General features: G+C 30.2%; 12 protein-coding genes and 2 riboswitches. Of the genes, 2 read left to right on the top strand and 10 right to left on the bottom strand.

All coding sequences use genetic code 11. The features are described 5' to 3' along the window. Positions 1–12: 12 nt before the first annotated feature. The 10 genes from dapF to H8S20_RS00335 all read right to left on the bottom strand — a co-directional run bounded on the left by dapF (position 13) and on the right by H8S20_RS00335 (position 13,408). On the bottom strand, positions 13–846 hold the full coding sequence (gene dapF, locus H8S20_RS00380) for a diaminopimelate epimerase (protein WP_207725221.1): 834 nt from the start codon (positions 844–846) through the stop codon (positions 13–15). Between the two features lie 18 nt (positions 847–864). Beyond that, entirely contained in the window at positions 865–2,070 is a 1,206-nt protein-coding gene (locus H8S20_RS00375) for an aspartate kinase (RefSeq protein WP_186859020.1), read from the bottom strand. 82 nt (positions 2,071–2,152) lie between these two features. Beyond that, on the bottom strand, positions 2,153–3,454 hold the full coding sequence (lysA, locus tag H8S20_RS00370; RefSeq protein WP_032119088.1) for a diaminopimelate decarboxylase: 1,302 nt from the start codon (positions 3,452–3,454) through the stop codon (positions 2,153–2,155). 119 nt (positions 3,455–3,573) lie between these two features. After that, positions 3,574–3,798: riboswitch (Lysine riboswitch) on the bottom strand. Between the two features lie 156 nt (positions 3,799–3,954). Further along, a complete protein-coding gene (locus H8S20_RS00365) occupies positions 3,955–5,052 on the bottom strand; it encodes a hypothetical protein (RefSeq protein ID WP_032119089.1) in 1,098 nt (365 codons plus the stop codon). A 148-nt stretch (positions 5,053–5,200) separates the two neighbouring features. Continuing rightward, positions 5,201–5,356, bottom strand: a complete 156-nt coding sequence (locus H8S20_RS00360) for a zinc-ribbon domain-containing protein (protein ID WP_032119090.1) — start codon at positions 5,354–5,356, stop codon at positions 5,201–5,203. An 81-nt stretch (positions 5,357–5,437) separates the two neighbouring features. After that, complete coding sequence (locus tag H8S20_RS00355; protein WP_366455260.1) at positions 5,438–7,528, bottom strand: SPFH domain-containing protein; 2,091 nt, start codon at positions 7,526–7,528, stop codon at positions 5,438–5,440. 152 nt (positions 7,529–7,680) lie between these two features. After that, positions 7,681–10,203 carry an HAD-IC family P-type ATPase gene (locus H8S20_RS00350; RefSeq protein WP_186859019.1) on the bottom strand — a complete coding sequence of 841 codons (2,523 nt, stop codon included), beginning with the start codon at positions 10,201–10,203 and terminating at the stop codon, positions 7,681–7,683. A gap of 100 nt (positions 10,204–10,303) precedes the next feature. Next, positions 10,304–10,397: riboswitch (NiCo riboswitch) on the bottom strand. A gap of 69 nt (positions 10,398–10,466) precedes the next feature. Continuing rightward, positions 10,467–11,738, bottom strand: a complete 1,272-nt coding sequence (locus H8S20_RS00345) for a 4Fe-4S dicluster domain-containing protein (RefSeq protein ID WP_186859018.1) — start codon at positions 11,736–11,738, stop codon at positions 10,467–10,469. A gap of 78 nt (positions 11,739–11,816) precedes the next feature. Further along, a complete protein-coding gene (locus tag H8S20_RS00340; protein ID WP_186859017.1) occupies positions 11,817–12,758 on the bottom strand; it encodes a ribonuclease Z in 942 nt (313 codons plus the stop codon). A gap of 161 nt (positions 12,759–12,919) precedes the next feature. Further along, positions 12,920–13,408, bottom strand: coding sequence for a metal-dependent transcriptional regulator (locus tag H8S20_RS00335; protein WP_032119094.1), 489 nt, complete (start codon positions 13,406–13,408; stop codon positions 12,920–12,922). A 135-nt stretch (positions 13,409–13,543) separates the two neighbouring features. On the opposite strand from H8S20_RS00335, the gene H8S20_RS00330 reads away from it, so the two are divergent. Both H8S20_RS00330 and feoB read left to right on the top strand, forming a co-directional pair. Beyond that, positions 13,544–13,780 (top strand): FeoA family protein, encoded by a 237-nt coding sequence (locus H8S20_RS00330; protein ID WP_032119095.1) that lies wholly within the window; start codon positions 13,544–13,546, stop codon positions 13,778–13,780. 73 nt (positions 13,781–13,853) lie between these two features. Then, a complete protein-coding gene (gene feoB, locus H8S20_RS00325) occupies positions 13,854–16,004 on the top strand; it encodes a ferrous iron transport protein B (RefSeq protein WP_186859016.1) in 2,151 nt (716 codons plus the stop codon). The last annotated feature ends 183 nt before the right edge of the window (positions 16,005–16,187 follow it).

Raw genomic sequence — 16,187 nt, 5'->3', positions numbered from 1 at the left:
TTAATTATTTTCCTATATAAATTCATATTCTCCCTTGCAAATAAACTCTGCTGATCCTGTCATAAAAATCTCTTCATCTTTTTGTTCAATTATAAGATTTCCACCTAAAACTTTCACATTTATCTTATTAGCACAATCTTTTAACATTGAACTTATTACAGCTGATGATGCAGCACCTGTTCCACAAGCAAGAGTAATTCCAACTCCTTTTTCCCATGTTATTACTTCAATATTTTCTTTATCTATAACTTTACAAAAATTCACGTTAGTTTTTATAGGAAATATCTTATTATGTTCTATTGCATGTCCAATTTTTTTAATATCAATATCACTAAAATCTTTAACAAACAGTATCGTATGAATAGTTCCAACTACTAAAGAACTTATTTCTAAATTAGTTCCTTCTACATTTATTTCTTCATTAATAAAATATTTATTATTATTACTTCTTGGTATTTCATTTGACAAGAATACAGCCTTACCTAAATTTACTTTTACAAAGGTAACCTTATTATTCTCTACTATAACCTCTGGCTTCATAATTCCAGCTAAAGTCTCCACAGTAAACTTCTTCTTATCTACAAGTCTATTCTCGTAAACAAACTTTGAAAAACATCTTATTCCGTTCCCACACATACTAGCTATAGATCCATCTGCATTATAAAACTTCATCCTTATATCAGCCTTAGTTGATTCTGATATTATTATCATTCCATCTGCACCAATTCCAAAATGCCTATCACAAACTTTCTTAGCTAATATACTATAATCATCAATACTTAAATCACTTTCATTAAAAATTATAAAATCATTTCCTGTTCCATGAAATTTTTGAAACTTAATCATTTCTTTTGCCCCACCATCTTATAAATTTAGTTCTTTTGCTAAAACATTTGCAGCTTTTTGTTTGTCCTTAGAATCAATAGCAAAAGATATACTTATTTCTGACGTTGTAACTTGTTTAAACTCTATATCATTATCAGCAAAAATTTTAAATACCTTTGAAGTTACACCACTTTGATTCATCATTCCTATTCCTATAACAGATACTTTTGTTATATCTAATTCTATAGATACATCAATACCTCTAATTTCATCATTAATTTTAGTTATAACATCTTTTATAATTTCTAAATCATCTTTGCTTGCTGTAAATGAAACATTAACATATCCATTGACAGGTGCAGTTTGACTTATCATATCTATGTTTATAAAACTTTGTGCTAACCTTTCAAAAATTCTTGCAATATTATTTGATTTAAACAACACATTATTTATAGTTATCATTAAATTATTTTCACTAATTGTAAGCCCAGTAATAACTCTTTCTTCCATTCTCTCATCATACTCCTTTATCCATGTTCCTTTTATATCTCCGTTATTTAAAGCTACATAAATTGGAACATTATATTTACAGCCTATTTCAACAGCTCTTGCATCCATAACTCCAGCACCTAATGTAGCCATCTCCATCATTTCCTCATAACTTATATAATCTATTTTCTTAGCCTCTTTGTATACTCTAGGATCTATAGAATATATACCATCTACATCCGTATAAATCTCACAAGGACATTTTAGCTTAGCTGCTAGAGCTACAGCTGTAGTATCTGATCCGCCTCTTCCTAATGTAGTTATATCACCATCTTCATTTATCCCCTGAAATCCCGCTACAACTACAATCTTTTCATCTTGCAAATATTTTTTTACCTTTTCACTATCAATATCCGATATTTTATTTTTTGTATGAAGCCCCTGAGTCTTAATACCAGCTTGAAAGCCTGTAAGTGAAATAGATTTATACCCTTCAGCCTCTAATGCCATAGATAATAACGATATAGACATCTGCTCACCAGTTGACAAAAGCATATCTAATTCTCTTTTATTAGGATTATTACAAATCTCTTTAGACATATTTATAAGATTATCTGTTGTTTTACCCATAGCAGAAACTACAACAACAACTTCATTACCTTTTTTCTTTTCATTAATAACCCTTTTAGCTACAAACTTAATTTTTTCAATACTTCCTACAGAAGTACCACCATATTTTTGCACTACAATATCCATTTAATTGCCCCCTTTAATATATGAAATATTTTTTCTTATATCAAAAATATAGATTCAAACAATAAATTAAAATTAATACTTATTAAAACATAACATCATTTCTTAAAACATCTTCGTAAGTTTCTCTTTTAACTGCTAATCTTGCTATACCATCTTTTACAAATACAACTGATGGTTTAGGAATTCTATTATAATTACTAGCCATTGTATAGTTATAAGCCCCTGTACTTAAAACAGCTAGTATATCATTTCTTTTTACCTCTGGAAGAACTATATCCTTAATTATAATATCACCTGATTCACAGCATTTACCTGCTATTGTATATTCAATATTTGTATTACTTTCAAGCTTATTAGCTACTACAGCTTCATATTTTGCATCATATAATGCAGTTCTAATATTATCTGTCATTCCCCCATCAACAAAAATATAATTTTTCTCCCCATAAGTTTTCTTTGTTCCACCAATCTTATATAAAGTTGTTCCTGCATTTGCAATGATAGATCTTCCTGGCTCTATCATTATTTTAGGAATAGCCAAATTATGTTTTGAACATTCTTCTTTAGTGGAAACTACCATATTACTTAAAAAATTACCTAGCTCTATAGGTGAATCTCCTTCACAATAATAAACTCCAAAACCTCCACCCATATTTAACTCTCTAGTAACAAAATCGCACTTTTCCTTTATCCTACTTATAAAATCAATCATAACTGAAACACTCATATAAAAAGATGTCTCTTGAAATATTTGTGATCCTATATGACAATGAAATCCTCTTAAAGTAACTCTTTCACTCTTCATAAAGCTTTTTATTACTTCATATATATCTTCACTAAATATAGATTCTCCAAACTTAGAATCATTTTTTGATGTTTGGATATATTCATGAGTATGAGCATCAACTCCTGGGTTCACCCTCAAAAGAACATCAATATTTTTATCTAATTCATCACATAACTCTTGAATCAACTCTAGCTCATATCTGTTATCTACAACTATTCTTCCAATATTCGATTCTATAGCTAATCTAAGCTCTTCTTCTGTTTTATTATTTCCGTGCATGTAAACCCTATTTAATGGAAAATTGCTCCTAATAGCTGTATAAAGTTCTCCTCCTGATACTACATCTAGTGATAAACCTTCTTCTTCAATTACCTTACAAATAGCTAGGTTTAAAAATGCTTTAGAGGCATATATAACTTCTGTTTCTATTCCATACGATTTAAAATTTTCTTTAAAAGTTCTACAATTTCTTCTAACTAATTCTTCATCTATTACATATAACGGTGTACCATATTCTTTTGCTAAATCAACAGCATCACACATTCCTATTTCTAAGTTCCCATTTTGATTTTTTTTCATAGTTCCAAATAATTTCATTTTATATCCTCCTATTTACTAAATTTAACCTGAATAAGTTAGTAAATAAAAAAAACAGTCATGAGCAAAAGGCACTCATGACTGTTTTAAAATAATATAAAACAAAACCTTCTGCCCCAACAAGATGTAGCTCTTCTTTATGAAAATTGGGCAATTCTCATAAGACAGTTCTATGCTTCTTAAACATAGCCCCAATAAATAGACTTTTATCTATCCATTTCGGCGATGGACCCTTTCCTATAACTCTTTCTCATAACATTCCAATGAGTAGCTTTAATCTAATAAATATTAGCTTAAAGTTTTCAGTTACAGTACTGATGACAATCGCGGCCTCTACATCAAGTTGTTTACAACATATTCAATTTACTTTAACTTAAACCAAGTTTAGCATTAATTTACATTAATGTCAAATAATTTTTTCATCTTTGATTTTAGTTTATTATATGCTTTAAAAAGTGTTACAACTTAATCTTTTTTTCTTATCTAATAGATATTTTTTCTTATTTCTCTGATATATATGCTGTTTTATTATTTCCAAAAAACATTTGCTCCCATAATGCATCACTTTGAAAAATTTCTTTACCTTCTTCTGATTCTACAGTTAATCTAACATTTCCAACACATCTAAGATATGTTGGGTTTATCTTTTCAGAAATTGCCAATAAAATTTCGCTATAAGATAATCCCATAACATTTAAAAGTGATGACGCGAAAATATCTTTCTCTCTAAAAAATTCAATAGTATACTTTACTCCATTATCATCTTTGCAAATAAATGTTATATTATTATCTATAAATTTCTTAGTTAAATCATGCTCTTTTGTATTATTCCTTTCGATCTTAGTTTTCTCTTCATCCTCTAGTAGTACTTCATCATTCTTAGCAATAAACATAGTAGCTGACCTTAAATAATCATATTTCTGCTCAGCTATAATATCATTAGCGATTATTGTGTATGGCCCTACCTTAGCTCTACACCAATACCAATGATTAATTATTTTATTCATCTCAACATTTCCCCAATTATGATCGTGATACCCATTACCTTCTAGCTCTAAACTTAATCCCCCTACTTTTACATATCCTGAAACTTTTGCACTTGGTTGTGCTACTAACCATGCAAAATATAATTTTTCATCCTCGCCAAAAAATGTATATCCTGTTTTAGGTCTATACATAGAAAGGTCGCTTTTCATAACACAATCATATTGAACTAACTCATCTTTAAAATGAACATGATAACTTCCATTTTCATACTTTATAAAGCTATCTCCTATTTTTACATAACAACTCTCTTTTGATGCATCGATCATTTTAGTATTCTCACTTATTGTTCTACATATTGTTTGTCCATTAGGTAGCGTAACATCTAAAGTAGCTGTAGGTTTTCCCGATCCCTTAACATCAAACCTATCTTTTGTATAAAATATAACTACAAATTTGCAACCATTAGTATACTCTGCATCAAAGTACCACCATTCATATGAATTTCTATCTCCAGATGTTCTAAGACCATCTTCCCATATTTCTATTTCCTTACTAAGACCTAAAGATTCATAGTAACTATAGTCTTTAGCTAAAAATACTCTTTCGTTCATATCACTTTCTCCTCATATCGTATAAGATATACATATGAGTTTTTTTGTCATAATGTGATTTATAGTAAACATATTTTAAAATTATTGAAAAAAGTAGTATTAAAATAATAAACTATTACTTTAATACTACTTTAAAACAAAAGATTACTTATCTTCTATTGTTTTGTTCTTTTTTAGCTTTTCTACAAGCAGCACATCTTGTTGGCTCATTTGTAAAGCCTTTTTCCTTGTAGAATTCTTGTTCTCCTGTAGTAAATACGAATTCTTGTCCGCAGTCTCTACATACTAAAGTTTTGTCTGACATTTTATTTCCTCCTGAATTTAACACTTGTTCTTTCTCAGTTTTCCCTACGAAATGAAATATATACATATTTTAAGAAAATAATTAATTTTCTTTTTCTTCTTCGCTTAACAAACTATTTTCCACATAATCTTTTGTTGATATTTGATTCAAAAGCTCCTCTTTTATTCTTTTAACTTGATCAGAAATTTCACTTTCTTTATTGAATTCTAATCCCCCTAATTTTTCACTTAATAAAAGCATCATTAGTGACTCAAATGCATTTGTGCCTACCCCATCACTGCTTCCGCTAGCATTTACTAATGTCTTAGGAACTATATCAACCTTTCCATCCTTAATAGCATTTGCAAATGATGACATAACGTCATTTATAACTTTATATTGTGGTCCCCCATAAGCATTAACTTGTTCTTTAGCTGCTATAGCTTTAGATATACCTACTCTAGCTTCTTTATCAGCCTCAGCCTCTGCAGTAACCTTAATTTTAAATGCTTCAGCTTCTGATTGCTTCTTAACTTTATAAGCATCTGCCTCAGAAAGTTTTTGTATTTTCTCTGCATCCTGCCTTGCTTTCATCAACTCAGCTTTACCTTGATTTTCTTGAATTCTAATATTTATATCAGATTCAGTTAATGTAGTTTGTTGTTTAGCTACAGCTTCTGCCTCTCTTAACTCTTTCTCCTTTTCAGCTGCTTTTTGTTGGGTTTCATATGTTTGTAGTTGTTCCCTAGCTATTTGTCTACTTCTTAATTGAGTTAATATTGTTTCAATTTCATTTCCTACCTTTGGACTTGCAGGTGTTCCTATTAATACTTCCTCTAATTCTAAATTATAATGTCCAAACTTTTCTTGCATTTCTCTTGAACTTTGACCCTGTATATCATTACGTTCTTGAATTAATTCTATTAAAGTCTTAGTTTGACCAATGTTTTTAAAGTATGCAGAAATCATAGGATCTAAAGTCTGGTCTACAAGCATCTTTATATCCCCAAATCTCTGAATAACCAATGGTGCCTTCCTATAATCTATGTGAAATACTACGGATAAAGGTAAGTTTGGCTCAAAAGCATCTTTAGTTATTAAGCTAACTTCTTTAAGATTTTCATCATATTTATGATTTCCAATTTGATTAGATATCCACTTTAAGATTACATTGGTAGTTGGAACCTTAATTATGTTTCCTGCATAAATATTAAATGCATATTTTCCTGGCATTAAAGGTTCATTCCATACTCCTCTATATCCTTTCTTTACAAGTTCTCCATGTTTATAATCTATACCTGAAAAATCCTCACCTTTTGATCCAGTATAGGATACTACTACCCCTACAAATCCAACTGGTATAACAACCTTAGGAATATACTCAATAGTAGCAAATAATCTATTTATAAAATAAGTTCCGTCTGCTAAAACCTGATACTGCCTACCTCTAAATCCCCCTGCTCTTAAAAAGGCATCAATATCCTGAAAATTATTATGATAATTCGGATCTGCTGCATCATCTCCAACAGTAGGACAAATTATGTTTTCTCCCCCTAGTGATGGTCCATCATGGACAGTAACAATTCCAACCAAATCAGTATTACCTTTAATAATAACTGGTTCAAATCCCTTTCTTTCATGTATTAATTTTGCCATAGCTTTTAATGTTTCTTGTTCTGCTTTAGTTCCTGTTTTCAAACAATAAGTAACAGTTTCAGTAATAATAACAAACTGAGCTAGATTAAAAGCATAAGTACCTTCTCTTATGATTCCTCTTTGAGGTCCTTTTTGTCCTCCATTCACCAAGAACCCTCTTACATCTTGAAAATTATTACTTTCCACGACAACCTCACCTAAGGTTTGTGTAGGTTCAAGAGGCTTACCATCTCTAGCAAAAACATAAGCTACTTTTCCTTGTGGAATAGTAACTAAGGGTACAACATGAATCTTATAGATTAATGGAGTTCTAAAGTGAATTCCTCCTCTTAACAATTCCGGTTGATATCCTGCTTCACCATTTAAAGCTATGATTTGTTCTTTTAATGATCCTTTTCTACTCCACCACTTTTCTACAATTCCAACCTTATCATTGTCAATAATTCTTAATCCAAAAATCCAAAGTAAGAACCATAAACCTAAAATTGCTCCAATTATTATTCCTGCAATTCTAAGATAGTCACTAATATTGCCCACAAAATCTACCTCCTAATTATTTTTTATAAAATCTGTACTTATATTATTAATAAATATATTTTTAATTACTTGATATATTCTTTTTAAGATCCAATTATAAATATTTTTATAAAAGCTAGGATTTCTCCTAGCTTCTTATAAACATGCATTAACTACTTATGACTCTTTTTATTAAAAACTTTAACTATCTCATACCAAAAGACTGCTACCACTGATATGATGATAACTCTAAAAACTTCAGTTATAGTAAGTGGAGATAAACTTAATACTAAAGCTATAGGAGTATACATTATAGCTATAAGTCCTAAAATTGTGCCAATACATACTGCCCACATAACTTTATCTCTCTTTAGATATTTCAAAGACTTAAAGCAAAAATCCATATCTGAACTATTAACTTGTACAAGTAACAAATTCGATATTACTATTACCATTAACCCCATTGAACGGGCAATCTCATGCTCATTAGGGAATTTATATAAATGTAAATAATATACTCCAAAAGATGCAATAAACAATACAACACCTTGTATTATACTTTTAATAAGAAGTTTTGATGTTAATATACTCTCATGCTTATTTCTAGGATTACGTTCCATTATATCACTCTCTGCTGGCTGTCTCTCTAATACTATTGAACATGTTGGGTCTATTACTAATTCCAATAAAACAACATGTACAGGTAATAACATCAAAAATGAAGATCTAATTCCAAGTATAGGAGCTAATAAAGATGCAAGAGCTATTGGTATATGAATTGCAAAAACATATCCTATAGCTTTTCTTATATTATCATAAATTCTTCTGCCATCTTTTATTGTATCTACTATAGTCCTAAAATTATCATCTAAAAGAATTAAATCAGATGCCTCCCTAGATACTTCTGAACCTTTTTTCCCCATAGATATTCCAATATCCGCATATTTTAAAGCTGGAGCATCGTTAACACCATCCCCTGTCATAGCAACAACTTCTCCATTATCTTTAAAAGCTCTTACTATTCTCATCTTATGCTCTGGTACTACTCTAGAAAATATACTTACATTTTTAACTTTTTCCTTTAATTCCTCATCTGTCATATTATTTAGGTCATCTCCAGTAATAATTTCATTGCTATGAGAAATCCCTACTTGTTTTGCTATAGAGCTAGCAGTTATTCCATTATCTCCAGTTATCATAACTACTCTTACCCCAGCTCTTGTGCAACTTTCAATATCTTCTCTTACATTTTCTCTTGGAGGATCTTGAAGACCTATTAAGCCTAAAAACTTAAGACTACATCCTTCTAGTTCTTTTGGTATATCTTCTTCATCATTTACTACTTCCTTGCCTACTGCTATAACTCTTAATCCTTTAGATGACATTTCATAAATTTTATTTTCTATTAGCTTTTTCATATCTTCATTTAACTTACTAATAGTCAATATTTTTTCAGGTGAACCTTTTGCACATACTACTATTCCATCATCACAGCGCCATACATGTCCCATCATCTTTCTCTCATTAGTAAATGAATACTCTTTTATCAATCTGTTACAAAATAAATCTTCTTCTTTTAAATTATTATCCTTACAATATTTAAGCATAGCTTGTTCCATAGGATCATAGGCCTCTGTTTCACACGCCATTCCCATAATTCTTATCAACTCTTCTTTTTCCCTATTAGTAGTCCAAATATTATTTACAGCCATTTTGTTTTTGGTTATTGTACCTGTTTTATCTACACATAATACAGTTACTGCCCCTAATGTTTCCACTGATGAAAGTCTTCTAACTAATGAATTCTTTTTAGCTAGTCTCCATGCCCCCATAGACAAAAAAACTGTTAATATAACTGGAAACTCTTCTGGTATCATCGCCATTGCAAGAGTTATTCCTGATAAAATACTTTCTATTATTCTTGACTTTATCCCATGATCAGATAAGTTTATAAAAGTAACTAAGCATACTAAAACAAATAAAACTCCAGCAATTATAGCACAAGCCTTAACTAACTTTCTGGTCTGTATTTCTAATGGAGTTGGTCTATCAGGAGCTTCTGCAATATTGATTCCTATCTTACCATATTCAGTATATATCCCTATTTTATCAACTAATATTGTTCCACTACCTTGCGTTACCAATGTCCCTGCATAACAATAATCCTTTTTCCAATAATCTTTATTATCACTATCATCTAAACATTTCCATACCTCTTCAGCTTCACCAGTTAATGATGACTCATTAACTCTAAGATCATTTGCTTTAATGATTCTTCCATCGGCTGGAATTTTGACACCTTCTGTAATAATTATCAAATCGCCAGGTACTATATCTTCACTATTTATAGTACATTCTTTTCCATCCCTTACCACTACAGTATGAGGGGCAGATAGATTTTTTAATGCTTTTAAAGTTTTATCCGTTTTCCACTCTTGAATAACTTCAATACTTATAACTCCTACAACAAATACCAACATTATAGTTCCATCTCTAGGCTCTCCTAATATAAAATAAATAGTAGAAGCTACAATAAGAAGCAAAAACATTGGCTCTTTTAATACACTTAATATTTTTAAAATAAAATTTTCTTTTTTTTCTGGTATCAATTGATTTTTTCCATACTTCTCTTGTCTTTCTTTAACCTCTTCAGTCGTTAGTCCATTTATATCCAATACCTTTCCTTGTTCTGTCATAAAAGTTACCTCCATAATTTTGATAGCTCTATGGCATTGCAATACAGATCTTATTTCAGTTATTATTCTACATAAAAATAAAAACACCTGTAGAACAATATACTGTCCCACAGGTGTTTTTCTCCTGTTGCCCTAGTAAACTTGGGCCCGGCTCCATAAATAAGTAATTCATCGGCCTGATCAGTTTGTACTGTAGATTTATATGCAGTGCAAAGAGATTACTAGCATTATATGAGTTTTACTTAAATTTTGCCACTTTTTTATTACTTACTCAAAAGTTTATCTAAATATATAGATTTCATCTGTTCACTTGCCATAGCTTTTTTTACAGGTGATAACTTAAGAATAGACGAAAGTATTGCCGCCATAGCCCTATGGCTTACTAAAGCTCTATTATCGAAAATTAGATTTGCTAATTGTCCTTTTTCTATTGCCATAAGTACAACTCTGTGAACTGAAGTAGCAGGTGTTATTATTCTTTTCCCCCTAGATTTTAGCATTATACTACTTTTAAAACAATTTCTAACACATACTCCACATCCTAAGCATAAATCTTCGTCTACCTTTGCTACAACCTTTTCTATAGGAGTATTCTCATTTATAGTTACCAGCTTTATTGCACCTACTGGACATTCTTTAACACACTTACCACATTTCATACAAGTATTTTCATCTATATATGCAATATAATTTGTTGTTTCAACTGGATGCATTACTCCAAACTTTTTTGCGGCTACCATAGCTTCGCAACAACATCCACAACAATTACAAATAAAGTTTACCCCTTTTCTTACATTTTCTCCACATTGAACTAAGTTATTTTCATAAGCAACTTCTAATAGTTCTAAACATTCTGATACATCTACTTTCCTTGCATACTCATGTTTAATTAAAGATGTTGCAGTATTATTAAATGTCATACATATATCCATAGGCGCATCACAAGCCTTACCAACGTGTTGCATCTTATGCCTACAATAACAAGTACTTATCCCTATATCTGTTGCAGTTTTTATTATATGTGATGCTCTTTCATAATCTAAAACTTCTACAGAATTATCCGAGCTTAAAACACTTTCTTGTACATATACTCTTCCTAATTTAGTCTCTGCACTATAAAATAATTCTTTTATAAAGTCTTCTTCAACATTCATGTATTGATAATATAACTCTCCTAAAAGCTTTTGATCTATATCTCCTCTAGTCCTCATCATACTAAATTCTAAAAAACCTGCCATTGGAGGTGGTAATAAAAAGGTTCTTTTACCATCCTGTTCAATATCTAAAAGTATTGCCCTACCTGCTAATTTATCTAAAATTTTATTAGCTTCTCCTACCTTAATTCCCCATATATTTGCTGCTTTTTCTGTAGTAAAGGCTTTAATAGGAAGTTGTGCTACAAGCTCTGCCTCTTTTTTATCAAAAAGCATTTCAAGTATTTTATAAAGTGTTTCTGATGCTGGTGCTCCTTGCGGAAATCTATTTAGCCTTTCCTCCAAACTTTTGTATGCTGATTTTCCTACTACATGTGACATACTTAGTCTCCTTTTATAACCATAGTAAATTTAATATATATTTTAAATATGAGTTGAATAAGCTCTATTATTTGCTAACTAATCTGTAAATTTTATTGTTTTTATAATTCTATCATAGGCTACTACTGTATTATAAAATATACTAGTAGCATTAATTAAATACATTTCAGGTTCTATTAATGAAGGGCTAAAATGAGTTAACAAAAGTTCTTTCACCATCCCCTCTTTTGCTAAATTTGCCGCTTCACTAAATGTCATATGTTTGTTTTTTATAGCTTTTTCCATATCTTCATTATTCCCATATGTTCCCTCACATATAAAAAGATCACTTCTTGAAATGAAATTTATTATTTCTTTTATCGGCCTACTGTCTGTTATATAACTAATTTTAATTCCCTTTCTTATATCTCCTAAAACCATATCTTTTGTATATATTATATTATCTTCTTTTACACTTTCTACTTTCTGTAATGTGCTCCATAGTTTTCTAGGAACATTATTTAGTTCTGCTTTATTAACATCAAACTTAGGGCGTCTATTAATAATAAAATTATATCCAATACATGATGCTGAATGATCAAGCTCTAGACTATTTATGATAATATCTCCTTCAAACCTATCTTCAAAGTTCATCCTATTCTTATCAACTGATAATTTTATATTATGTGGATTTTCAATTATAATAAGTTCATATGGTAAATATGGACATATAACTCTAAGACCTTTAATAACATCCTTTATTCCCTTTGGTCCTAAAATTATAATTGGTTCCTCTCTTCCTGAATTGCCTATAGTGCCTAAAAGTCCTGGTAGCCCTACAATATGGTCACCATGGCTATGAGTTATACATATTACATCAATACTTTTAAATCCCCATCCTAAAATTCTCATAGATACCTGAGTGCCTTCCCCTGAATCAACAAGTATTTTTCTACCTTTGAAATTTATAAGAGCAGCAGATAAATACCTCTCAACCATAGGCATTCCTCCCCCTGTTCCTATCATAGCTATGTCAACCATAAAATTTCCTCCTAAGTCCTATATAAGAAAAGACGTTGCATTTTCTCGCAACGCCTCATAATCACATTTAGATAACTGTTTATCTATTATGATTATATTTTATATTATTCATATAGATAAAATTTTTATACCTATTTCAATAAAATTTATAATAAATATAGTTAACTTTTTATATCCTTAGATAAACTTTTATCTTTATATTCTAGAAACTTATCTAATATTTCTTTATTTTCATAAAAAAATCCATTTAATAAATGTATATTATTTACAGTTTTTTTACTAATAACGTGTTCTATCAGCTCAGTTTCAACTAATAAATTATCTTCTCCACCTAAAAGCCTTAAAAAATCTTCTAAAATATTATGTCTATATAATAAAAAATGTCCTATTTCTATCCCCTTTGGTGTCAATGTTATAACTCCATATTTCTCATAATTTATCAGTTTCAATTTTCCTAATTTTTGAACCATTTTACTAGCTGATGAATCCTTAACATTTAATAAACTGGCTAACTTACTTAATCTAATATAGCCATCAGCTAAATATCCCCTATAAATCATCTCTAAATAATCTTCCATCGATGAAGTAAGTAAATTATTTGTATATGATTGAATTTCATACCCTCTAGTTGTATAAAAATTTTCTTCCATATATATCACCACCTTAATATATTTTTTTATTTTTTCTCCTCTAATTTGACACCATTTTTATCTATACTCATACCTTGTTAGTGTAGGGAAACTTTCTTTCCCATCACTAAAAAACTTAGGGAGGAGAAAATCAATATGAAAAACCAACTTACTCTAGATAAATTAGAAATAGGTCAAAAGTGTAAAGTTGTTTCACTTAACTCTACTGGTTCAATTAGAAGAAGACTTTTAGACTTGGGATTAATTGGCGACACAGAAATAGAGGCTCTCCAACAAAGTCCATCTGGAGATCCTATAGCATATTTGATACGTGGTGCAGTTATAGCATTACGTAATGAGGATTCTTCACAAATATCAGTAGAATTATTATAAATATATTAAATTTTTATATTTATTATTCACTTAGAAATTTTAATAATTTATCAATTCTTTTTTGGAGGTTAATATGGGATTAACAAAAGGTTCTACTGGTGTCTCTGCAATAGACCATGAACTAAAAATAATTAAAGAATCAGAAGATGATAAAGTTATTGCACTTGCAGGTAATCCAAATGTAGGTAAGAGTACTGTATTTAATAGTTTGACTGGACTAAAACAACATACAGGAAATTGGCCTGGAAAGACAGTTACAAATGCTCAAGGTAGATGTGTTCATAAGGATAGGGGATTCATTATGGTTGATATTCCTGGTACCTATTCTCTTATGGCTAATTCAGTAGAAGAAGAAGTTGCTAGAGACTTTATCTGTTTCGGCAACCCTGATGCTACCATAGTAGTTGTAGATGCTACTTGCTTGGAAAGAAACCTTAATTTAGTATTACAAACTATAGAAATTACTAGCAATGTAATTGTATGTGTAAACCTTATGGATGAAGCAAAAAGAAAGGGAATTACTGTAGACCTCACAAAGTTATCTTTATTACTAGGTGTTCCATGTATAGGTACAAGTGCTTCCATAGGTGAAGGATTAGATATTTTAATGGATACTATATATAATTTGACTAATAATAAAATTAAAACTAATCCTATTAAAATAAAATACGATGAATCTATTGAAGCTTCACTTTCTATTATAGTTAACACTCTAAATACCTTAAATATTAATAATCTTAACTTGCGTTGGTTAGCTCTAAAGCTTTTAGAGGACGATAAAACCTTATTAGAGTCTATAAATAAATATCTTAATTTAGATATTCTTAGTATTGATTCTGTTAATGATAGCATCATAAAAAGCAGAGAACTTCTTAATTACAATAATATAGATACTGATGCATTAAGAGATGATATAGTTTCTATATTAATATCTAAATGTGAAAAGCTAAGTAGGTCTGTTACTTCTTTTAATAACTTAGAATATAACAGCAGGGATAGAAAGATAGATAAGTACCTTACATCCAAAAAATTTGGTATTCCTTTAATGATATTATTGCTAGCAATAATATTTTGGATAACTATAACCGGTGCTAATGTACCATCTGCTTTACTTGCTGACGGATTATTTTGGATTCAAGATAGACTTACTGAATTTTTCCTATGGCTTGGTACTCCACATTGGGTTGAAGGTGTTTTAGTGCAAGGTATATATAGAGTTTTAGCTTGGGTTATATCTGTAATGCTTCCTCCAATGGCAATATTTTTCCCTCTATTCACATTATTAGAGGATTTAGGATACTTACCTAGGGTAGCCTTTAACTTGGATAATTTCTTTAAAAAGTGCTCTGCATGTGGTAAACAAGCTCTTACAATGTGCATGGGATTTGGATGTAATGCAGCCGGAATTATAGGATGTAGAATCATAGACTCTCCAAGAGAAAGATTAATAGCTATTATTACAAATAACTTTGTTCCTTGTAATGGTAGATTTCCAACACTAATTGCTATAATTTCTATGTTCTTTGTTGGTATGTTTACTGGTCCATTTCAATCTATACTTTCAACGCTTATTTTAACATCAGTAATACTTCTAGGAGTATTTATGACATTTATCATATCAAAAATACTATCTAAAACAATTTTAAAAGGTATCCCATCATCTTTCACTCTTGAACTTCCCCCTTATAGAAAACCTCAAATAGGTAAAGTTTTAGTTAGATCTATTTTTGATAGAACCTTATTCGTATTAGGGCGAGCTATTGTTATAGCTGCACCAGCTGGACTAGTAATTTGGATAATGGCAAATATTTCTGTAGGTGATTTAAGCTTACTATCTTATTGTGCAAACTTTTTAGATCCTTTTGCTCACTTGATAGGTTTAGATGGATATATTTTAATGGCATTTATTTTAGGATTTCCTGCTAACGAAATAGTAATTCCAATAATCTTGATGAGTTACACCGCTTCAGGAACAATATTCGAATTAGATAATATAATCCATCTTAGAGAATTATTAGTTGCTAACGGTTGGACTTGGGTTACTGCTGTATCTGTAATGTTATTCTCACTAATGCACTGGCCTTGTAGTACTACCTGCTTAACAATAAAAAAAGAAACTCAGAGCTGGAAATGGACTGCACTCTCATTTTTAATACCTACAGCTACAGGAATTGTTATCTGCTTTGTTTTCAATACTGTTGTTAAACTTTTAGGAATTGGATAAATAAGTTGTTCGCTACGCTCTCAAAAAGAAATATTACCTTTGGCAAGGGAAATATGTAGCTAAAGCTACAGAGAAATATTCAGCAAGCTGAAAAAAAATGCGTGACTAAAGTTATAGAAAACCATGGCTACAGTACGAATCTTATATATGCCGCAGTCATATTTATCTACACTAAAAGTGTAT

Source organism: Clostridium hominis, from assembly GCF_014287825.1.
Taxonomy (GTDB): Bacteria; Bacillota; Clostridia; order Clostridiales; family Clostridiaceae; genus Clostridium; species Clostridium hominis.
The sequence above is the reverse complement of the archived record's forward strand: the minus strand, read 5'-3'. Positions and strand labels throughout refer to the sequence as shown.

Coding starts and splice junctions, on each gene's coding strand:
- H8S20_RS00335 (WP_032119094.1), bottom strand. CDS start 13,408: ATGGAAGAAAATTTTTATACAACTAGAGGGTATGAAATTCAATCATAT.
- feoB (WP_186859016.1), top strand. CDS start 13,854: ATGGGATTAACAAAAGGTTCTACTGGTGTCTCTGCAATAGACCATGAA.
- H8S20_RS00375 (WP_186859020.1), bottom strand. CDS start 2,070: ATGGATATTGTAGTGCAAAAATATGGTGGTACTTCTGTAGGAAGTATT.
- H8S20_RS00365 (WP_032119089.1), bottom strand. CDS start 5,052: ATGAACGAAAGAGTATTTTTAGCTAAAGACTATAGTTACTATGAATCT.
- lysA (WP_032119088.1), bottom strand. CDS start 3,454: ATGAAATTATTTGGAACTATGAAAAAAAATCAAAATGGGAACTTAGAA.
- dapF (WP_207725221.1), bottom strand. CDS start 846: ATGATTAAGTTTCAAAAATTTCATGGAACAGGAAATGATTTTATAATT.
- H8S20_RS00360 (WP_032119090.1), bottom strand. CDS start 5,356: ATGTCAGACAAAACTTTAGTATGTAGAGACTGCGGACAAGAATTCGTA.
- H8S20_RS00340 (WP_186859017.1), bottom strand. CDS start 12,758: ATGGTTGACATAGCTATGATAGGAACAGGGGGAGGAATGCCTATGGTT.
- H8S20_RS00330 (WP_032119095.1), top strand. CDS start 13,544: ATGAAAAACCAACTTACTCTAGATAAATTAGAAATAGGTCAAAAGTGT.
- H8S20_RS00345 (WP_186859018.1), bottom strand. CDS start 11,738: ATGTCACATGTAGTAGGAAAATCAGCATACAAAAGTTTGGAGGAAAGG.
- H8S20_RS00350 (WP_186859019.1), bottom strand. CDS start 10,203: ATGACAGAACAAGGAAAGGTATTGGATATAAATGGACTAACGACTGAA.